Consider the following 22,238-nt stretch of genomic DNA (forward strand, 5'->3'; position numbering starts at 1 on the left):
AATAAATAGGAAAGCTATTATTATAATAACTAAGAGTAAGGAGAGGTGGTTATATGAATAAGAAAAATTTGAAAGAGTATTCTATTATAACATTTGGAATTATTCTAGTTGCTATATCTGTAGAATACTTCTTTGCACCAAATGAATTAGCAGCTGGAGGGGTAACTGGTCTTGCAATTGTTATAAATGATTTCTTCCCAGTATTAGGTGTTGGTATTATAACACTTATAATAAATATAATTTTATTTGCAGTAGCATTTATATTTATTGATGGTAATTTTGGAGGAAGGACTATATATGCAAGTCTAATGTTGTCTGCAATAATGTGGTTTATTGAGAAATTCTTTAATCCTTTTGCAGTAACTACAGACTTGATGATAGCTACTATATTTGGAACACTTATTTCTGCATTTGGAATGGCATTAGTATTTAACAATAATTCCTCAACAGGAGGAACAGATATTCTAGCAAAAATTTTAAATAAGTTCATTCATATTGATATTGGTAAAGGTTTATTAATTGTAGATTTTGTTATAACTCTTGCTGGTGCTTATGTATTTGGAATTGACTTAGGATTCTACGCAATGCTTAGTGTAATTATATTAGGTGTTACTGTTGATAAATTTATAGAAGGTTTCAATGTATGTAAGCAAGTAATTATAATAAGTAAAAAGACAGAACCTATAATGAAATATATATTAGAGGATTTAGAGAGAGGCTGCACTTGCTTAAAAGGTGTTGGAGGTTTTTCTAAATCAGAAAACTATATTATATACACAGTACTAAATAGAAATGAGTTTATTAAACTTAAAAATCATATAAGAGATGTAGACAGTAGTGCATTTATTACTGTAGGAGAAGTTCACGAAGTATTAGGTGAAGGATTCAATGAACTTAAAAGTTCATAATTCACAGTAAAATTCGACAAATATGAAAATTTAGTAATAAAATTAAAAACTTAATAAAATCTTATATTATATGGTCGAATACATATGATATAATGATTACGTACGATGGACAAGGGGTTTATGGAGTTAGTCCAAATCTATAAGGAGTGTTTAGATGATGATAGAATTTAAGAATGTATCTAAGATTTATGATAATAATGTAAAAGCTCTATCAGATGTAAGTGTAGACATAGAAGCGGGAGAATTCGTGTTTCTAGTTGGTGCATCAGGAGCTGGTAAGTCAACATTTATAAAAATGTTGCTAAAAGAGGTAGATCCAACTTCAGGAGAAATTATTGTTGCAGACAAGAATTTAGCTGACATAAAGAGAAAACAAACACCTTATTACAGAAGAAAGATAGGGATGGTATATCAAGATTTTAGATTAATACCAAATTTAAATGTATATGAAAATGTAGCATTTGCTATGAAAGTAGTAGAAGCTTCACCTAAAGATATAAGAAGAAGAGTTCCAATGGTGTTATCACTAGTTGGATTATCACATAAGTATAAGATGTTCCCACATGAATTATCAGGTGGAGAGCAGCAAAGAGTATCACTTGCAAGAGCGATAGTTAACAATCCATCTGTTTTAATTGCTGATGAGCCTACAGGTAACTTAGACCCAGATACAGCAAATGAAATAATGGAATTACTAGATGATATTAATAAAGCTGGAACAACAATTCTTATGGCAACACATGCTCAAGATATAGTTAATGACATGAAGAAGAGAGTTATTGCTATGGAAAGAGGAGAAGTTGTAAGAGATGAAAAGAAAGGTAGGTACAATGATGAAAATTAATACAGTTAATCATTTTATATCTGATGCCTTTAAAAGTTTAAGAAGAAATAAAACTATTTGTTTTGCTTCAATAATTACTGTTATAATTACGTTTTTCGTATTAGGTATATTTGTACTTATAACTAAAAATGTAGGATTAGCATTAAATGATGTTCAATCAAAAGTTGAACTTAAGGTTTTCTTAAAAGACGACATCAAATTAATAGAGCAAAGAGAAGTTGAAATAAAATTACATGAGCTTCCAGGTGTTAAAGAAGTTCAGTATGAATCAAAAGAACAAGCTTTCACAAGCTTTGAAGATAGCACAAAAGACAATAAAGGATTATTAGAAGGTTATAGCCTAGAAAAGAATCCATTCCCAGCATCATTTATCGTAAAATTAACAGATCCGAAGGATGCGGAAGCTGTTACTAATGGAGTTAAAGATCTGCCAGGAGTAGAGAGTATAGGTAACCAACAAGATTTAATAAATACAATTACTAAAGTAGTAAATGGTGTTAAAGTAATAGGAGCAGTATTATTTGTAATACTAGTTGGAGTTGCAGTATTCTTAATAATGAATACAACAAAACTAACAGTTTACTCAAGAAGAAGAGAAGTTGGAATAATGAAGTTTGTTGGAGCAACAGACTGGTTTATTAGATGGCCTTTCATTATTGAAGGTATGATAATAGGTCTTGTAGGGTCTGTTTTATCAACAGCGCTAGTATTCTTTGCATACAAGGGATTTGTTAGTTGGATTGCAAGTAAGATGCTATACGTATCACTAATAAATGTAAGTTATGTAGGAACAGCATTATTATGGCAATTTGCTATAGGTGGCTTAGTAGTTGGTGGAGTAGCAAGTTACGCTGCACTAAGAAAATTCTTAATAGTATAAAACTATGTAAATTTGAATATAATATATGTATAAAGATCAGTAGGAATATATTTCCTACTGATTTTGGTTTAATATGGATATTTTTATTCCTATAATATATACTATGTATAGGCACAATATACATTGAGAGTAGAGAGGATGGTGTGAAAGTTTGGATAATCACAAAGGGAATAATCAAAGTAACAAGAAATTTATATATATTATTGGTAGTATATTTGTTGTTATTTGTTTATGTGCAGGAAGCTTTTTTGTTGGTAATATTTTAGCAACTAAAGGAGTAATTCTGACAAAGACTAATTCAAAGGTTCAAAATACTTTTAAGGAAATAAATGATATAGATAAGTATAAGGAATTATTTGAAGTGAGATCAGCTTTAATAAAAAATTATGATGGAGAAGTTGATGATGAGGTTTTATTAGAGGGTGCAATTAAAGGTATGACTAATTCATTAGGTGATCCATACACAACTTATATGAATAAGGCTGAATTTGATAAATTTAATGAACAGAACTCTGGAGAATACATGGGTATTGGAGTTTATGTTGGAGTTAAAAATGGTAAAGTTACAGTAATAGCACCTGTTGATGGTTCACCAGCTGCAAAGGCAGGGCTTAAAAGTGACGATGTAATTATTGCTGTAAATGGAGAAAAAGTTGGAGCTGATGTTGAAAAAGCAACATCACTTATAAGTGGTAAGAAGAAAGAAGAAGTAACATTAACTATAGAAAGAAACGGTAAAGCACCTTTTGATGTTAAAGTTACAAGAGATGTTATTAAAACAGAATCTGTAAAGGGCGAGATGCTTAAAGATAATACAGGATATATTCAAATAACATCATTTAATGCTGGAGTTACAGATGATCTTAAGAAAGAGATAGAAGCCTTAAAGTCTAAAGGAATGAAAGGGTTAATACTTGATTTAAGAGGAAATCCAGGCGGATATCTTAAAGAAGCTGTTGGTGTAGCATCACAATTCATTCCGAAAGGTAAACTTATAACTTATACTGTTGATAAGTATGATAAGAGAGTGGAAGAAGTATCAGAAGGTGGTATTGCAGAAGGAATGCCATTAGTTGTACTTGTTGATTCAGGAAGTGCAAGTGCTTCAGAAGTTGTAACAGGAGCTTTAAGAGATTATAAAGTTGCAACTATAGTTGGTACAAATACTTTTGGAAAAGGTATAGTTCAAGCGCCAGTAGAGTTTAAAGATGGTGGAGCTTTAAAAGTAACTATTTCAAAGTATTACACACCAAATGGAGAGAATATTCATCATAAAGGAATTAAACCAGATTACGAAGTTGAAATTCCAAAAGAAGTAATGGCAAAACCATACGATAGAAATAATGATGCACAACTTAAAAAAGCTATGGAAGTTATGAATAGTAAGATAAATAAATAATTTAAAAAGTGATTAGAATATTTAAAAGCTAATTTCTGTATTAAGCAGAGATTAGCTTTTTGTATTTTATTGCCAATTATATGTTAATGGAAGTTTTTTAGTATAAAAGAGTAAATCTTATAAGGTATAAGTTTAATAATATGATTTTAGAGAAAATTGATAGAATTTTATTGAATAATTATAGTATATATAAGAATAAAAGGGAATAAAGTTCTTTTTAATTAATATTTTATGAGTTATACATAGTTATTAGTTATGTAATCTATATTTATCGTAATTAGAAGCACCTTTTGAATAACCATCTTCATAGTCATCAATTATATCAAATGCACTACTTAATTTTCCAAGCCATCCGAATATGCCTTTTCCAGCATTGATTTCTGAAAGTTCTTTATTGTTTATAGTAGTAAAATTATTCATTATAAATTTCCCCCTTATATTTAATTACCAAACATTTTTACATACTCTTCATGAGTTAGGCCAGTTTCGTTTCTAGTATATCTTTCTGCTGTATTAGTAGCGGCAGCTTTCATTCTTGCGCCTAAATCTCCCCACCATTATCCAATTTTTCCAGGCCAATTTCCACCATTTAAATTTTCTAATTCATTTTTTGATATTTCGTTCATTATTAATAACCTCCTTTTTTTCAAATAAATTACAAACAAATTATAACATAATTTTGCAGAAAAATATAATATAATTGAAAAAATTACAATATATATATATTTATAGTATGATATAAATATAGTATTTTTTTAAAGGAGTGAGAAAAATTAGCAAATTTTTAGATGCTATAAAATTTTTATTTAAAGTTGCAGTTCTATATATAGGTTCAAATATAATTGGATTAATTTTTTGTGTATTAATTAAAGAAAAGAATATTGCAACATTTTTTCAAACAATTTTTGTGTTAATTTTTATAATATTATCTTTAAAATATCATTATAGAGATAATTGGAGCGGTTTATTAAAAAGGTTTTCTGTAAATAAAATTAGTTTTAAGATAGTAATTTTGATTCTTATTTTCTTTATATTAACAAGCATTGTAAGTACATCGGTATCAATAAATATAGTTAAAATATTTAATATATATATACCTAATTTAAACACAACTTTATTAGATGTAACAATGTTGGGCGTAATTATTGATTCTATAATAATACCAATAATTGAAGAGATAATATTTAGAGGATTAATATTTTCAAAATTATTAAGGAGTTATAATATAAAGATTGCGTTAATTGCGCAGGCTTTTATATTTGGGATACTTCATTCTAATACAGAACAAAAAATATATACATTTATACTTGGTATATCCTTTGGAATAATATATATATATACTAAATCGTTATTAGCGCCAATAATAATGCATTCTTTAAATAATATGATGGTTTATTTATGTCAGGGTAAAGATATACTTATGAATACAAGACTAGAACAAATAATAACATTAATTTTCGTTATTCCATATATAATAATAATAGTGAAAATAATAAAAAAACATAGGACTTAGTTATTAGTAATATTATTATATATATAAATGAAGCTATCGCTAACAGATTTTTATCAGTTAGTGATAGCTTTATTTTAAGTATCTATATTTTATCGGATTTCTTATAGTTTCTGAATTTACTAAATATAAGTCCAGAAAGTAATACTGGAATTGCGCCTAAAATAAATAAGCTTGTATCTTCAGAAATAATATTAAAAACATATAAAGGTGATGATATTAAAAAAATTAAGGATGAAATAATCAAATAAAATTTTATATATTTTAGGCTATTTAAATGGATAAATACATTTTTTTTGAATGGGTAAAAAATATTATTAGTTGATAATTTAAATAAAAGCAAAAGTAAAAATAATCCTTCAAAAAACGCTATATAATATAAGGTATTAAATTCACTGAAATACATTAAAATCAAATTTAATATACAAAAAAATGAGGAAATAAAAATCATAAAATACTCCTTTCAATAATTCTCAATATAGTTAATATTTTTATTTAGAATAATTTACAAAATAATATTAAAACTAAATTTATTAAAAAATGAATAAAAGTTAATCTTAGAATCGGGTTTTTATCAACTTCATCATATACATAAAAAATATATGGGAAGAATAAGGAAATTGGTATAAAAGCAATATGATCCCATAATGAGAAATTATGAGATATATTGAAAATTAATGCTGAAATTAGGATACCTCAAAAATAGTTTTTGAATAGTTTTTTTAGAAATCTTAATTATAATAAATTGAAAAATAAATGTTTCTATAAACGGTGCCCAAAAAATAGAATAAAAGATTAGCGGTAAAGAATTTAATATTATTAATGAAGATGAACTAGAAGTATTAAATAATAAACCTAATAATAAGTTATAAGCTAAATAAATAAAAGCAATAAAAAAAGAAAAAATTATAAATTTAAAGCTCGATAAAGATTGAATTTTTAGTTTGAAGTTTTGATTAATCATAATATCTCCTTTAGGTAGTATCAAGTTCAAATACTTTTAATTTATACAAAATCTATTTTTTTCAGCAAGGTTGAATTTTGCTTAAAATATAATTTTATAACATAAAGATTATACAAAAAAATCAAGTCTATTTGTAAGAGTTTTGCTAAAATATACAAATTATTTACTTAATGTACATTTATATACATTAATAATTATAGATTTAATTGCTTATAGAAATAAAAATTAGCCTGATTACTAGTTGCAAATTCAATTAATTTAGACTAATGTATAAATAATAAGTATTAGAACAATTGAATTGAGGTGAATTTATGGGAGATTTTAAAATAAAATCAAAATTTAAGCCAATGGGTGATCAACCACAGGCTATAGATAAATTAGTAAAGTCATTAGAAGACGGAAATGAATTTCAGACATTATTAGGTGTAACTGGATCAGGAAAGACTTTTACAATGGCTAACATAATAGAGAGAACTCAGAAGCCAACAATAGTGCTGGCACATAACAAAACTTTAGCAGCGCAGTTATGTGCAGAGTTTAAAGAGTTCTTTCCATACAGTATAGTAGAGTACTTTGTTTCTTATTATGATTATTATCAACCAGAAGCTTATGTACCACAAACAGATACATTTATAGAAAAGGATGCATCCATTAATGATGAGATTGATAAATTACGTCACTCAGCCACATCAGCACTTTTTGAAAGAAAAGATGTAATAATAGTAGCATCCGTATCTTGTATATACGGTCTTGGTAATCCAGATGAGTATAAGAAACTTACAATAAGTCTTAGAACGGGAATGCAAAAAGATAGAGATGAGATTATTAAAAAGCTTATAGAAATTCAATATGAAAGAAATGACATTGATTTCTCAAGAGGAACATTTAGAGTAAGAGGAGATTCCTTAGATATTATTCCAGCATCATCTTCAAACCAAGGAATAAGAGTAGAATTCTTTGGGGATGAAATTGAAAGAATAAGAGAGTTTGATGTTTTAACAGGAAAGATATTAGGTGAAAGAAGTCATGCTCAAATTTATCCAGCATCTCACTTTGCTGCTTCAAAGGAAGTATTAGAGAAATCTATTTCTGTAATAGAGGAAGAACTTGAAGAAAGACTTAGAGAACTTAATGCTCAAGATAAATTATTAGAAGCTCAAAGAATAAGACAGAGAACTAACTTTGATATTGAGATGATAAGAGAGATGGGATATTGTAGTGGTATTGAAAATTATTCAAGAATATTAGATGGAAGAGCACCCGGTACACCACCTAAGACACTTCTTGATTACTTCCCAAAAGATGAATATTTAATGTTCATTGATGAAAGTCACGTTACACTTCCTCAAGTTAGAGCTATGTATGCTGGTGACAGATCAAGAAAAGATTCATTAGTTGAATATGGATTTAGACTTCCTTGTGCTTATGATAATAGACCATTAAAGTTTGAAGAGTTTGAAAAAAAGATAAATCAAGTTGTATTCGTAAGTGCAACTCCAGCTAAGTATGAAGCGGAACATGCTAAAGTTATAGCAGAACAAATAATTAGACCAACAGGTCTATTAGACCCGAATATTATTATAAGACCAGTTGATGGTCAAATTGATGATTTATATGGAGAAATAGGTAAAACTACAAAGGCTGGATTTAGAACTCTTATTACAACATTAACAAAGAAGATGGCAGAAGATTTAACAAAGTACTTAACTGAACTTGGAATAAAGGCAACTTATATGCACTCTGACATTGATACAATTGAGAGAATGAAGATTATAAGGGATTTAAGACTTGGTAAGTTTGATGTTCTAGTTGGAATCAATCTATTAAGAGAAGGTCTTGATATTCCAGAAGTTGCACTTGTTGCAATTCTTGATGCTGATAAAGAAGGATTTTTAAGATCTGAAACTTCATTAGTTCAAACAATAGGAAGAGCAGCTAGAAACTCAGAAAGTAAAGTTATAATGTATGCAGACAGAATAACTGGATCTATGGAAAGAGCTATAAGTGAAACAGAAAGAAGAAGAGCTATTCAAGAAGAGTATAATGAAGAGCATAATATGGTTCCTCAAACAATTATTAAAGATGTAAGAGAAGTAATTGAAGCTACTAAAGTAGCTGAAGAGGAAACTAAATATGATATAGATTCAATGCCTAAGAAGATGAATAAGAAAGAAAGAGAAAAATTAATTAAAGAATATACAGACGAAATGTTAGATGCAGCTAAAAATCTTCAGTTTGAAAGAGCAGCAGAACTTAGAGATATAATAGAAAATCTTAAAAATAAAAAGTAAAAAAATATTAATAAGGTTACTCACAGTTAAAAGTGAGTAACCTTATTTTTCTGTGAATAAATAGTGTGTATTTGTGGATAACACTTATTTGTTAACAAAATTTAGAGAATGATGAAAGGCATAGGTATAAGGAGGAAAGCCTTTTAAAGGAGAGTTATATTAACGATGTTTTAAGCAGTCACAAAATATAAACAAAAAAATGGAAAAAATACAATAAATGATTAAAAGTAGGTTTAAATTGAAACTGGTTACATAATTAAGATGGAAATATTGCAATATTTATTATAAATTGATACATAAATTGCAAAAAGTGTATAATTAACTTCTTTTAAAAAATAGTAATTAGACTAACATAAGATTTAAGCAATATGTTTAATATATGTATTTCAAAGAGAAGAACTGAAATGTGGATATTAGTTATATTGTGAAAATTACTAATAAGGAGTGATATTCATGATTACAAAACAATTTGAAAAAGAATTAGAAGGGCTTGGAGCTTTTGAAATTAGTAGTAAGATGTTAAAGCTCGCTCAAAATAATGAAAAGCATAATGCCTTTTTAAATGCAGGAAGAGGAAATCCTAATTGGGTAAACACTCAAGGAAGATTAGCACTTGCAAGAATAGTTGAATTTGGAGTGCTAGAATCAAGAAGAACAATGCATAAAGGAAACTTAGCTGGTTATACAACATTAGATAAAATTAGTGAAAGATTTGATTTGTTTTTAGACGGAACACATGAAATAGATGAATTTATAAGAAGTGCTATAAGTTATTGTGTAGATACTTTGAAAATGAATAAGGATGAACTTGTTAAAGAATTTGTTGATGGTGCAATTGCAAATAACTACCCTGTTCCAAGCCGATGTTTAGTAAATACAGAAAAGATTTTAAATATGTATCTACAAAAAGAATTATATAATGGGGTTGACCTTGCATGTAAAACTTCAGTATTTCCAACAGAAGGTGGAACAGCAGCAATATGTTATATATTCAATTCATTAAAAGAAAATGGATTAATTAAAGCAGGTGATAAGATTGCTATAAATACACCGATATTTACTCCATATTTACAAATACCAGAATTACAAGACTATGAAATGGTAGAAATAGATTTAAGATCAAAAGAAGAAAATAACTGGGTTATAGCACCAGATGAATTAGACAAGTTAAATGATAAAGATATTAAAGCTTTATTCTTTGTAAATCCATCAAATCCAGGATCAAAAGCGTTAGATAAGCAAGCTCTTGATGAAATAAGTAAAATAGTTAAAACTCGTAAAGATTTAATTATAATTACAGATGATGTTTATGGAACATTCGTAAATGGATTCCAAACAATATATGCAGTAGCTCCATATAATACTTTGCTTGTATATTCATTCTCAAAACTATATGGTGCAACAGGATGGAGAATTGGTTTAATTGCAGCAAATGAAAAGAATGTATTTGATGATTTAATTTCAAAATTACCTGAAGACAAGTTAGATGATCTTGATAAGAGATATGGACTTGTTACATTAGAACCACGTAAAATGAAATTCATTGATAGATTAGTTGCTGATAGTCGTTCAGTTGGACTTTACCATACTTCAGGTTTATCAACACCTCAACAAATACAAATGGCTTTATTTGCATTAAGTGATTTAACATCTGGAGAAAAAGATCCATATATAGAAAGTTCTAAAGAGCTAGTTGCTTCAAGATATCATGATTTATTTAAGACACTTGGAGTAAAACAAGATGATAGTAGAGAAAATGCTAAGTACTATTCTTTAATAGATATATATGAATTAGCTAGTAGCTTATATGATGATAAGTTTACTGAATACTTAAAAGATAATTTTGAGCCAATTGATTTCTTATTAAGTTTAGCAGAAAAGAATGGTGTAGTACTTATGGAAGGTGTAGGATTTGGTGCAACACCTGGTACTTTACGTGTATCTCAAGCTAATTTACCTGATGAGGCATACAGTAAAATTGCAAAACAAGTCTTAGAATTATTATCAGAGTACTACAATAAATATAAGACTCAAAAATAAGTTTTAATGTATAAATAAAATCAGAGGGTGGTTTTTGTTATGAGAGTAGTTATTGATTTCTTACAAAAAAATCCTAGTGTTGCAATATTTATTTGTTTAGCACTTGGATATTTAGTTGGAAAATTAAAATATAAGTCTTTCAGTTTAGGATCAACCGTTGGAACCCTTATAATTGGTCTAATTATAGGCCAATTTGGGCTCTTCAACGTATCCCCAATTGTAAAAAACATATTTTTTAGTTTCTTCATATTCACAATAGGTTATGAAGTTGGACCAGCATTTATAAATAGTTTGAAAAAGTCAGGTATAAAACTAGTAATACATGCAGTATTTTTCAGTGTTGTAGCTTTTGCAGTTGCAATGATTTGCTTTAAAATATTCCATGTTAGTGCAGGAGAAGGTGCTGGAATAATTGCAGGATCACTTACACAATCAGCAGTTATAGGGACATCAGCTTCAGCAATTAATGGACTTGATATTTCAGCTATTGAAAAGACAGCAATGGAATCCAAAGTTGCAATTGCATATGCAATAACATATGTTTTTGGAACAGTTGGTATACTTATATTCTTAAAAAATATTGCTCCAATGCTTTTAGGAGTAAATTTAAAACAAGAAACAAAGAGAATGATTGAAAAAATTCACTTTAAAGGTGATAATACAGATGATTCAAGTATAATGAGTAATATAAAAATTCGTTCATTCTCAGTTAATGATGGATCACAATATATTGGAAAAACTATTTCAGAAATAGAAAAGAACTTCAAAAATAAATTAACATTTGAAAAGGTGTTTAGAAGTGGTGAAGAAGTTAATTTTAATCAAAGTACAGTTATTAATTCAGGTGATTACATTACAATAATAGGTACTTTAACAGAAATGATTGAAGCCTCAAGTTCTAATTTAACTGAAACTTCTGATGAAAAGTATAGAAATGTTATATTACAAAGATCAGAAATTATGTTAACTAAAGAATTTAATATAAAAAATTTAACTGACTTATACAACAACAATATAATGTTAGTATCAGTTCAAAGAAATGGTAAGACAATTGAAGATGAAACTGAAATGAAGAATGGTGATATACTAACAATTGTTGGACCTAAACATGCATTATCTAAAATAATAAAAGAATTTGGATATGTAAAAGATACAGGAAGTGAAACAGATGTTAGTTACTTAACATTTGGTATTGTAGCTGGTGTACTGTTTGGAGCATTAGCATTAACAATACATAATGTGCCATTAACACTTGGTAGTGGTGGTGGAGCATTATTCTCAGGTTTACTATTTGGATGGTACCAAAATAAACATCCACACTTTGGTCAAATACCAGCTCCAACACGTTGGTTCTTAAAGAGTGTAGGATTGAATTTATTTATTGCTATTGTTGGATTACAAGCTGGAGCTGCTTTTGTTCCTGCACTTAAATCTATGGGATGGGCAATATTACTAATAGGTATACTAGTATCATTAGTACCACATGTTCTATCATTATACTTTGGAAAATATGCTTTAAAGTTAGAACCAGTAGATATAATAGGTTCCTTGTGTGGAGCTGGTACAATTACTGCTGCTTTAAATGCCATTACTGAAGAAAATGGTAGTAGTATATTTGCATTAAGTTACACCCCATCTTATGCAGTAGGTAATATTTTAATTACAATAATGGGGCCACTTACAATAGGGTTGTTGTTTGTAAGATAGTTCATATATAAAAAGGCTGTTTCAATAATAAGAAAAATCTTTTAGATTTTTCTATAAAGTTATTTGAAGCAGTCTTTTTTAATATTAATATATTAAAGAAATAAAAATTAGAGGTGTTCAATGGATGTTTATGATGTAGCAATAAGGATAGCATTAGCAATATTAATAGGAGGTGCAGTAGGATATAATAGGCAATATGAAAATAGACCAGCTGGATTTAGGACTCACGTACTTGTTTGCTTAGGTGCAACAGTGGCAGCTTTAATTCAAGTAGAGCTTGGATATTATGCAGTTAGTGAAATATTAAAGACACCTGAACTTGGAAATGTATTAAAAATAGATGGTGGAAGAGTTATATGTCAAGTTATATCAGGAGTAGGTTTTCTTGGAGCGGGTACAATAATAAGAACTAAAGCTTCTGTAAAAGGATTGACTACAGCAGCATCAATATGGGCAGTAGCTTGCGTTGGAATTGCTATAGGAATGGGATTTTATACAATAAGTATATTAAGTGGAATAAGTATAGTTGTAGCACTTGTATTATTAAAGAAGTTTGAAGATAGGTTTATAAATAAACGTGATGTTGTTAAGTATAAAATTGTATTTAAAGATAAGGGCGATGTTATAAAGGATATTAATGATTGCCTTGAAGAGGACGAAATAATTATTAGAAATATTGAATTTTTTAATGATGATTCATTAGATAATAAAGAATGCATATATACTTTAGTTGCACCCCAGACGATAGGATCAAATGAGCTTATTAGTCTATTAGTAAGTAATAAAAGTGTTTTGAAAGCAACGAAGATTGATTAAGTAGAAATAATAATTAATAAAATTTTCATTAAAAATATTTTGATAATCAAAGTATTTTCATTTATAATCTTACAAGTAAAGTTTACGTAAGAGAAAGGTGATTTAATGAACATTAGTAAAAAGATTTGGAGAGGATTTGCTGGAATATTAATATTAGCAGCACTTATTATATCGTTTGTAGGACAAGTTACAGCACCTGAAATACAAAGTTATTGTGGAAGGATTCTTGGATATTTTTCATATTTTACAGAATATAGCAACATATTAGTAATGCTATGGTTATTTAATAATTCATTATTAAATAGAAGAATAAAATTTTTAAATAAAAGAAGTATAAGGGGTGCAATAACTCTTTATATAATAGTTGCAGGCATTGTATTTTTCTTAGTGTTAAATAATGCTTGGAATCAAGAAGGAATTGCAAAGATAGAAAGTTATATACTTCATGGATTTGCACCAGTTGCTTTTGTAGCAGATTGGATTATTTTTGGTGAAAAGGGAAAATATAAATATAAAGATATTAAAGTTTGGGTTATATTTCCTATAATATATTTATTTGTAGCACTTATAATTGGAAAAATAATAGGAGTATATCCATATCCATTTTTAGATTTAAACAGTATTACTATCGGTGGATTTTTAAACTATTTAGTATATCTTATTATTGCATTTATAGGGTTATCTTTTATTATAGTATTAATAGATAAGATATTTTTTAAATTCGGTATTGCAAGAAATACTAATGAAACACTTGAATTTAGTTAGAGATTTTTAAAGTATTATACAGAAGTATAATACTTTTTTTAATAATATATTAGAAAAAATGAAAAAACATATTGAATTAAAAACCTTTACATGTTAATATTTGTATTGTAAAGAATTATTATACAAGTTAATAATTGGATTGTTACTCGAAAGAGGCAATACCTAAGTCAAAATTTAATTCTTATATTGTACACTTAAAAGAATAATTTTTTAGTCTATTAAGTGTGTTTTTAATATTAGAATGACTTTGATTTGGGTATTTTTTGATTCTAACTAATTTAAAAGATTTAAGTTAATAATGTTGTCGCGACTAATTAATTATAAAATAAAATGTGAGAGGGGAACTATTTTATGGCTTTTAGAATTGGTAAAAAAACACTTATAGCTACTGTACTAGCAGCAACTGTAATTGCTGGGAACTTAGGAGGGATAAATGCACTTGCAAAGGACAGGCGTGATCAGGTTTCTGATTTCAAGAATGTACTTAACGTAACTGCAAATCCTAGCTCAGAAATATATGGATCATATTCAACTAACAAATATAACAATTTTTCAGATATGGGAGCTTGGCATGGGTACTACCTTCCAAATAAAGAAGCAACAAATATTTATGGAGGATTTGCAGGTCCAGTAATAATTGGAGAAGAATATCCTGTAAATATGTCAGATACAATAAGTAAGATTATTGTGAGAAATGGAGATACTGATAAAGCTTATGATTTAACTAAGGCTAAAAAAATAAGTTTTGATTATTATCCAGGGAAATTAGTTCAAAAATATGAAATGGAAGATTTTAATTTAAATATGGAGCTTATATTTGCATCAAATAGGAGTGCGCTTATAAGAACAGAAATTGAAAATAAAACAGAAAAGGAATTAAACTTAGGGATAGAGTGGACAGGTAGTATATTCGGAGAATATACAAGTGGCAATAAATCTATGGATTTAAAGCAAAGCTTAAATGCTACAAAGGATGGAGTTCAAGTTAACTTCTCTAACTTAAGAGATACTTGGAATTTCTTCTCCACAGAGGAAACAAAATTCACTGTAAAGTATGATGGTGATGTAGCTACAGAAGTTGATGGTAAAAAGTATAAAACTAAGTTAAATGATAATGTTAAGATTGAACCTAAGGGCGACTTTAAGACATATTCAACTCAGAGTTACACATTTACAACAGAGGAACTTAATAAAGAGAATAGTAAATTAGATAAATTAATAAAAGACGGAGATAAGCAGTTTGAGGAAAATAATATACGTTGGCAAGAATATTTAGATAAGACTTTTGAAAAAGTTGAAAGCACTAGAAATCCTGAGTATAAAAATGCTGCAGTTAAGTCAATTGAGACTTTAACTACTAACTGGAGAAGTGCAGCAGGTGCTATTAAACATGATGGAATAGTACCTTCAATGTCATACAAATGGTTTATAGGAATGTGGGCTTGGGATTCATGGAAGCAAGCAGTTGCAACAGCAAACTTTAATGGAGAACTTGCACAAAATAATATTAGAGCACTATTTGATTATCAAATAAAAGGAAATGATGATCTTAGACCACAAGATAAAGGTGCAATAATTGATGCTATATTCTATAACAAAGATGGAGCTAGAGGAGACGACGGTGGCAACTGGAATGAGAGAAATTCTAAGCCGGCTTTAGCAGCATGGTCAGTTTGGAATGTTTATAAAGCAACGGGGGATAAGGATTTCTTAAAGGAAATGTATCCAAAGCTTGTTGATTATCATAATTGGTGGTATACAAATAGAGATCATGATAAAAATGGTATAGCTGAATATGGTGGAATGGTTCATGACTTACATTGGCTATATGATGATAATGGTAATATTGTAAAAGATAAAGATGGAAATCCAATGTATAACGAGGACGAAGTAATCTTAGCTGCAGCTTGGGAAAGTGGTATGGATAATGCTACTAGATTCGATAAAGAAGGAGCAGGCGGTGAAGATGTTGGAGTAAAAGTATTTGAGAACAAAGATAAGAATGGAAAACTTATTGGTTACTCAATTAATCAGGAATCTGCTGATTTAAATGCATATCTTTATGCTGAAAAAGCTTTCTTAAAATCAATGGCAGATGAACTTGGTAAAACAAATGATTCTAACAAGTACAAGAAGGAAGCAGATCATGTAAGAGAATACGTAAGTAAAAATATGTTTGATGATAAGACAGGATTCTTCTATGATCTTCAAATAAGCGAGGATGGAAAGAAGAAAAATGTATTAGATGAAAGAGGAAAGGGTACTGAAGGTTGGATTCCTTTATGGGCTAAAATGGCTACAAAGGAGGAAGCTGAAAAGGTTAAAGATAATATGACTGATCCAGGTAAATTTGATACTTTTGTACCATTCCCAACAGCATCAAAAGATAATGACAAGTATAATCCAGATAAATATTGGAGAGGACCTGTTTGGATGGATCAAGCTTTATATGGGGTAGAAGCTCTTCAAAATTATGGATTTGATAAAGATGCAGAAAGAATGGCTAAAAAGTTATTTAATAATGCAGAAGGATTAATGGGTGATGGACCTATAAGAGAAAATTATAATCCAGAAACAGGGGCAGGACTTCATACTAAGAACTTTAGTTGGTCAGCATCAGCTTACTACTTAATGTATCAAAATACATTAACATCAAAAGATACAACATCTCAAACTGGAATAGCTATTCCAACAGTTGATGTAGAAGAAGATAATAAACCAGATGTTAATCCAGATGATAATAATAAACCAAGTAAGCCAGAACCAGATAACAAACCAGATTCAGATAATAATTCTGGAAATAACAATAATAAGCCAAATGTAGATAATAGCAAGCCTATTCCACCTACAGGGTATACTTTCGGATTTGCAGGACTTGTAGCATTAGCTTCAATTGGATCTGGAATTGTATTAATTAAAAAGAGAAAGAAGTAGTTAAGAGAAAATAATATTATTAAAGAGCGTTAAATTTGTTTTAACGCTCTTTTTATATTTCAATATAAAAAAGTATGATAGAATGTTATATACATATGAAAGTAGGAGAGATTAAAATGACAAATAGAGATATAAAGAAAATAAGAGAAACAGCTGAAAATTATTATAGAAATGGTGATTTCTTCTGTTCAGAAGCTATAGTTAAAACATTAAAAGATGAGTTCATGCCAGAAGTAAGTGATGATGTTGTAAAGCTTGCATCAGGATTTCCAGTTGGAATTGGACGTGCTGGATGTACTTGTGGAGCATTAGCTGGAGCAATTATGGCACTAGGAATGATATTTGGTAGAAGTGAAGCTAAAGGTTCAGAAGTTGCAAAGACAATGGAATTATCTAAAGAGTTACATGATAAATTCGTTGAAATGAATAAACTTACATGTTGCAGAATATTAACTAAAGGAATGGAAAAAGGTTCTAAAGAGCATATGAATCAATGCGTAAGATTTACAGGTGATATGGCTGAAGAAGCTGCAAAGATAATAATTAGAGAATCAAAAGAACTTTAATATATATTATATGAAGGAAATAGGTTATTGTATTATTTTACAATAGCCTATTTCCTTTTAGATTAAAGGGAAAAATAGTAAAAAAGTTAAATTCAATATATAATTAATCATAGGGAAGTAATATATGTGGGGGGATTAATTTGAAAAATGGTAAAGCGGCTACTATTTTAATTGGAGTTATTACTTTAGTAATAAGCCTTATTATAATGGTAGCAATACTTGTAACGAGTTATATAAGTGGTAATGGGATATTTAAAGAAGCGGATGAAATAGTAAAACCAGAAGAGTTTAAGCCGTTAGAATATAGTGATAAGAAACTGTATAGTTTTTCAGAGGGGGATTATGCAGGTTATTATGATGAAGGGTTAAATGTTAAGATTGAGCCACAGTATGATTTTGCAAATGAATTTTCAAGTGGAGTTGCTGTAGCTAGTAAAGATGGGAAAGTTGGAGTAATAGATGCTGAAGGTAAGACTATCTTTGATTTTAAATATGATGAGATAAGAGATTTTATTGGAGGATACTCCACAGCAAAAGTAGATAATCAGTTTTATGTTCTTGATATTGAAGGTAATGAATTTAAAGTAGATGAAAGAATAGACTATTGTAATAATTTTAGAGAAGGAAGGGCAGTATTTACTATAGGTAAAAAAAGTGGAGTAATAGATACAAAAGGTAAAGTTGTAGTTAAAGCAATATATTCAGATTTAACAGATTATGTGGATGGAATTGCAACAGCACATAAATTTTTATCAGGTGATAAAATAATCGATAGAAATGGTAATATATTAGATAAGAAATTTTTAAGTAATAAATATAGAGATGGAGTATATATAGATGAAACAGGAATAGTTTTTGACTATTACAAAAATGAAATTAAAAATATTAGCAGCCAATATAAAAGTGAAGATGTTGTAGACAATAAAATAATAGTATTAAAGAGAGGAAGCTCAAAATATGGCATAGTTGATAAAAAAGGTAAAATAATATTGAAGCCAAAATATGATAATATATCTTCAAATAGTAAGTTTGAAACATTTTTTGTACGTGAAAATGGACAAAATTATATGGTAGATATAAAAGGTAATAAAATAGTGGAGCTTGATGACTATGTAAAAGATGCTTACTTTGAAAGTGAGGATTTAATTAGAGTTATATACTCTTATGATATGGAAGAAATAATTAATACGAAGGGTGACGTAATAGTTACTAAAGATAAAGGTAAGAATTACGTAGTTAATGGAAACTTTATTATTAAAGAAATAGACGACAATGGAGATTACAGTAAAAAAGTAGATATTCACGATAAAAATATGAAGTTACTATATAGTGATGAAGTAGAAGTATTCGGATATTTTGAATATCAATATGATGAAAGATATATTTATACTGGAAAAGTTAATAATAAAAATGTAATTAATATACGATTAAATAATGGGGAAGATTATTACTTAAATACAGATGGTAAAGTAGTGAGAGCATATTAGAAATAAGTAAAAGGCTATACTAAATAATTGAGAAAACCTAGTGTTTTTGATGAAAGTTACTTTAGTATAGCCTATTTATATAGTCAAATCTTAAGAACTTATAAAGAAAAAATGAAATATTGTTTAATAAAAAATAGTAATCAATAAATAAAAAAAACAAGTGATATAATTGACAATATAGGGTGAGAAACTTAAAATTATTATACGGGAACTTATGTTCGAGGATTAATTAGTAATTATAAGTCTAAAATAAAGATATAAGTTAAAAGAGAGGTAACAACAAAATGAAGGATAAAATAATAATAAAAGGAGCTAAGGTACATAATTTAAAAAATGTTAGCTTAGAAATACCAAGAGATAAATTAGTAGTATTTACAGGACTTTCAGGTTCAGGAAAATCATCATTAGCATTTGATACTCTTTATGCAGAAGGACAAAGAAGGTATGTTGAATCATTATCAGCTTATGCAAGACAATTCCTAGGACAAATGAATAAACCTGATGTTGAATATATAGAGGGACTTTCACCTGCAATTTCAATAGATCAAAAAACAACAAGTAAAAACCCAAGATCAACAGTTGGTACAATAACTGAAATATATGATTATTTAAGATTACTATATGCAAGAGTTGGAGTACCACATTGTCCAAAGTGCGGAAAAAGAATAACACAACAATCAGTGGACCAAATAATAGATAGAGTTATGGAATTAGAAGATAGAACAAAGATACAAGTTCTAGCACCAGTTGTAAGAGGACGAAAAGGAACACACGATAAAATATTAGAAAATATAAAGAAGAACGGATTCGTTAGAGCTAGAATAGATGGAGAAATATATGATTTAACAGAAGATGAAGTAATTCTTGAGAAGAATAAAAAGCATTCAATAGAAGCAGTTGTTGATAGACTTGTTATAAAGGAAGGAATTGAAGGAAGATTAAGTGATTCAATAGAGACAGCTTTAAAAATTGGAGAAGGATTAGTAATTATAAATCAAATTGGAGGAGACGATACTTTATATAGTGAGAAGTTCTCATGCCCAGATTGCGGAATAAGTATAGAAGAATTAGCACCAAGAATGTTCTCATTTAACTCTCCTTTCGGTAAATGTGATTATTGTGATGGACTTGGTTCATTAATAGAGATAGATGAAAATCTAATAATACCAAATAAGGATTTAAGTATTATGGAAGGTGCTATAGCTTGTTGGGGCGATGCAAGACTTAAAGATGATTCATGGACTTTTGCATTTTTGAAAGCTTTAAGCAAAGAGTATAAGTTTGACTTAAAGACTCCTATAAAGGATCTTCCAAAGGATATTGTAAATATAATTTTATATGGAACAGATGGAAAGAGACTTAAAGTTAATTATGTAAAAGAAGGAGTTAAAGCAACTTATAACTCAGCTTGGGAAGGCGAAATTAACTCACTTCAAAGAAGATATAGAGAAACAAATTCAGATCTTATAAAAGGTGATATAGAACAATATATGAGTAATAATCATTGCCCAAAATGTAAAGGTGCAAGATTAAATAAAGAAGCACTTGCCGTAACTGTTGGAGATAAGAATATTTCAGAATTTACTAATATGGCAATAAAAGAAGAATTAGACTTTGTTAAGAGTATTAACTTTTCAGAAAAAGATAAAATTATAAGTGAGCAAATAATAAAAGAGATTATAAGTAGACTAGAATTTTTAGTTAATGTAGGACTTGATTATTTAAATCTTTCAAGAAATTCAGGTACATTATCAGGAGGAGAGGCTCAAAGAATAAGACTTGCAACTCAAATTGGTTCAGCACTTATGGGAGTTTTATATATATTAGATGAGCCAAGTATAGGACTTCATCAAAGGGATAATGATAGATTGATTCAAACTTTAAAAAATCTTAGAGATGTTGGAAATACTGTTATAGTTGTTGAACATGATGAAGATACTATAAGAGAAGCAGATTATGTTGTTGATATAGGACCAGGCGCAGGTGAACACGGTGGAGAGATTGTAGCTGCAGGTACTGTAGAAGAAATTAAAAAATGTGATAAATCACTAACAGCTAAATATTTAACTGGAGAAAAAGAAATTAAAGTGCCAGAAGAAAGAAGAAAAGGTAATGGTAATAAAATAACAATCTCAAAAGCAAAAGAAAATAATTTAAAAAATGTTACGGTAGATTTCCCGCTTGGAGTATTAACAATGGTTACTGGAGTTTCAGGATCAGGTAAAAGTACTCTTATAAATGGAATTCTTTATAAAGGGTTAAATAAACTAGTAAATAGAAGTAAAAATCCAGTTGGTGAGCACAAAGAAATAAAGGGATATGAAAATATTGATAAAATAATCGACATAGACCAAAGCCCAATAGGAAGAACTCCAAGATCAAATCCTGCAACTTACACAGGAACATTTGATATAATAAGAGAATTATTCTCACAAACTCAAGAAGCTAAGATGAGGGGCTATAAGCCAGGAAGATTCAGTTTCAACGTTAAAGGTGGTAGATGTGAAGCTTGTTCTGGGGATGGAATAATTAAAATAGAAATGCAATTTTTATCAGATGTTTATGTTCCATGTGAAGTTTGTAAAGGAAAAAGATATAATAGAGAAACTTTAGAAGTTAAGTATAAAGGCAAAAATATAGATGACATACTAAACATGACTGTTGAAGAAGGTCTAGAATTCTTTGAACACATTCCAAGAATAAAAAATAAATTACAGACTTTATATGATGTAGGGCTTGGATATATAAGATTAGGTCAACCATCAACTCAACTTTCAGGTGGAGAAGCTCAAAGAATTAAACTTGCATCTGAACTTTCAAAAAGAAGTACAGGGAAAACTTTATATATATTAGATGAACCAACAACAGGACTTCATATAGATGATGTAAATAGATTAGTTTATATATTACAAAGACTTGTTGATGCAGGTAACACTGTAGTTGTTATAGAGCACAACTTAGATATGATAAAATGTGCAGATTATATAATAGATTTAGGACCAGAAGGTGGAGATAAAGGTGGTACTATTGTAGCCACTGGAACACCTGAACAAATATGTAAAATTAAAAAGTCATATACAGGACAATACTTGAGTAAAATATTAAAGTAAATAAAAAAAGTAAAAAA

15 protein-coding genes are annotated in these 22,238 nt (G+C 28.6%); 14 read left to right on the forward strand and 1 reads right to left on the reverse strand.

Annotated elements, in window-relative coordinates:
• Positions 1-53: 53 nt before the first annotated feature.
• From RSF37_RS06215 to RSF37_RS06230, 4 genes are all read left to right on the forward strand, one after another.
• Positions 54-908, forward strand: a complete 855-nt coding sequence (locus tag RSF37_RS06215) for a YitT family protein (RefSeq protein WP_332563538.1) — start codon at positions 54-56, stop codon at positions 906-908.
• 157 nt (positions 909-1,065) lie between these two features.
• Positions 1,066-1,752 carry a cell division ATP-binding protein FtsE gene (ftsE, locus tag RSF37_RS06220; RefSeq protein WP_332563564.1) on the forward strand — a complete coding sequence of 229 codons (687 nt, stop codon included), beginning with the start codon at positions 1,066-1,068 and terminating at the stop codon, positions 1,750-1,752.
• Positions 1,742-2,632 carry a permease-like cell division protein FtsX gene (gene ftsX, locus RSF37_RS06225; RefSeq protein WP_332563565.1) on the forward strand — a complete coding sequence of 297 codons (891 nt, stop codon included), beginning with the start codon at positions 1,742-1,744 and terminating at the stop codon, positions 2,630-2,632. The genes ftsE and ftsX overlap by 11 nt, the downstream gene beginning before the upstream one ends.
• Before the next feature lie 151 nt (positions 2,633-2,783).
• Positions 2,784-4,031 (forward strand): S41 family peptidase, encoded by a 1,248-nt coding sequence (locus RSF37_RS06230; RefSeq protein ID WP_332563539.1) that lies wholly within the window; start codon positions 2,784-2,786, stop codon positions 4,029-4,031.
• 249 nt (positions 4,032-4,280) lie between these two features.
• Here RSF37_RS06230 and RSF37_RS06235 read toward each other — a convergent pair whose 3' ends face one another.
• Positions 4,281-4,451, reverse strand: coding sequence for a hypothetical protein (locus tag RSF37_RS06235; RefSeq protein WP_332563540.1), 171 nt, complete (start codon positions 4,449-4,451; stop codon positions 4,281-4,283).
• Positions 4,452-4,794: 343 nt separating this feature from the next.
• Between RSF37_RS06235 and RSF37_RS06240 the strand changes: the two genes are divergently transcribed.
• The 10 genes from RSF37_RS06240 to uvrA all read left to right on the forward strand — a co-directional run bounded on the left by RSF37_RS06240 (position 4,795) and on the right by uvrA (position 22,221).
• Complete coding sequence (locus RSF37_RS06240; RefSeq protein WP_332563541.1) at positions 4,795-5,544, forward strand: CPBP family intramembrane glutamic endopeptidase; 750 nt, start codon at positions 4,795-4,797, stop codon at positions 5,542-5,544.
• A 1,272-nt stretch (positions 5,545-6,816) separates the two neighbouring features.
• A complete protein-coding gene (uvrB, locus tag RSF37_RS06245) occupies positions 6,817-8,796 on the forward strand; it encodes an excinuclease ABC subunit UvrB (protein ID WP_332563542.1) in 1,980 nt (659 codons plus the stop codon).
• Positions 8,797-9,249: 453 nt separating this feature from the next.
• Complete coding sequence (locus RSF37_RS06250) at positions 9,250-10,836, forward strand: bifunctional aspartate transaminase/aspartate 4-decarboxylase (protein WP_332563543.1); 1,587 nt, start codon at positions 9,250-9,252, stop codon at positions 10,834-10,836.
• A gap of 39 nt (positions 10,837-10,875) precedes the next feature.
• Positions 10,876-12,543, forward strand: coding sequence for an aspartate-alanine antiporter (gene aspT, locus RSF37_RS06255; RefSeq protein WP_332563544.1), 1,668 nt, complete (start codon positions 10,876-10,878; stop codon positions 12,541-12,543).
• Between the two features lie 120 nt (positions 12,544-12,663).
• Entirely contained in the window at positions 12,664-13,359 is a 696-nt protein-coding gene (locus RSF37_RS06260; RefSeq protein WP_332563545.1) for an MgtC/SapB family protein, read from the forward strand.
• A 105-nt stretch (positions 13,360-13,464) separates the two neighbouring features.
• Positions 13,465-14,124 (forward strand): Pr6Pr family membrane protein, encoded by a 660-nt coding sequence (locus RSF37_RS06265; RefSeq protein WP_332563546.1) that lies wholly within the window; start codon positions 13,465-13,467, stop codon positions 14,122-14,124.
• A gap of 351 nt (positions 14,125-14,475) precedes the next feature.
• Positions 14,476-17,058: an alpha-glucosidase gene (gene ygjK / locus RSF37_RS06270; protein WP_332563547.1), complete on the forward strand. Its 2,583-nt coding sequence runs from the start codon at positions 14,476-14,478 to the stop codon at positions 17,056-17,058.
• Between the two features lie 116 nt (positions 17,059-17,174).
• Positions 17,175-17,624: a C-GCAxxG-C-C family (seleno)protein gene (locus RSF37_RS06275; RefSeq protein WP_332563548.1), complete on the forward strand. Its 450-nt coding sequence runs from the start codon at positions 17,175-17,177 to the stop codon at positions 17,622-17,624.
• A 140-nt stretch (positions 17,625-17,764) separates the two neighbouring features.
• A complete protein-coding gene (locus RSF37_RS06280) occupies positions 17,765-19,111 on the forward strand; it encodes a WG repeat-containing protein (RefSeq protein ID WP_332563549.1) in 1,347 nt (448 codons plus the stop codon).
• A 284-nt stretch (positions 19,112-19,395) separates the two neighbouring features.
• Entirely contained in the window at positions 19,396-22,221 is a 2,826-nt protein-coding gene (uvrA, locus tag RSF37_RS06285; protein WP_332563550.1) for an excinuclease ABC subunit UvrA, read from the forward strand.
• Positions 22,222-22,238 lie beyond the last annotated feature (17 nt).

Origin of the sequence: Clostridium sp., assembly GCF_036643715.1 — a bacterium.
Taxonomy (GTDB): Bacteria; Bacillota; Clostridia; order Clostridiales; family Clostridiaceae; genus Clostridium.

Bases quoted from the DNA above. Each gene is read 5' to 3' on its own strand.
- RSF37_RS06275 (WP_332563548.1), top strand. From the start codon at position 17,175: ATGACAAATAGAGATATAAAGAAAATAAGAGAAACAGCTGAAAATTAT.
- RSF37_RS06265 (WP_332563546.1), top strand. From the start codon at position 13,465: ATGAACATTAGTAAAAAGATTTGGAGAGGATTTGCTGGAATATTAATA.
- uvrB (WP_332563542.1), top strand. From the start codon at position 6,817: ATGGGAGATTTTAAAATAAAATCAAAATTTAAGCCAATGGGTGATCAA.
- ygjK (WP_332563547.1), top strand. From the start codon at position 14,476: ATGGCTTTTAGAATTGGTAAAAAAACACTTATAGCTACTGTACTAGCA.
- ftsE (WP_332563564.1), top strand. From the start codon at position 1,066: ATGATAGAATTTAAGAATGTATCTAAGATTTATGATAATAATGTAAAA.
- RSF37_RS06235 (WP_332563540.1), bottom strand. From the start codon at position 4,451: ATGAATAATTTTACTACTATAAACAATAAAGAACTTTCAGAAATCAAT.
- ftsX (WP_332563565.1), top strand. From the start codon at position 1,742: ATGAAAATTAATACAGTTAATCATTTTATATCTGATGCCTTTAAAAGT.
- RSF37_RS06260 (WP_332563545.1), top strand. From the start codon at position 12,664: ATGGATGTTTATGATGTAGCAATAAGGATAGCATTAGCAATATTAATA.
- RSF37_RS06215 (WP_332563538.1), top strand. From the start codon at position 54: ATGAATAAGAAAAATTTGAAAGAGTATTCTATTATAACATTTGGAATT.
- aspT (WP_332563544.1), top strand. From the start codon at position 10,876: ATGAGAGTAGTTATTGATTTCTTACAAAAAAATCCTAGTGTTGCAATA.
- uvrA (WP_332563550.1), top strand. From the start codon at position 19,396: ATGAAGGATAAAATAATAATAAAAGGAGCTAAGGTACATAATTTAAAA.
- RSF37_RS06250 (WP_332563543.1), top strand. From the start codon at position 9,250: ATGATTACAAAACAATTTGAAAAAGAATTAGAAGGGCTTGGAGCTTTT.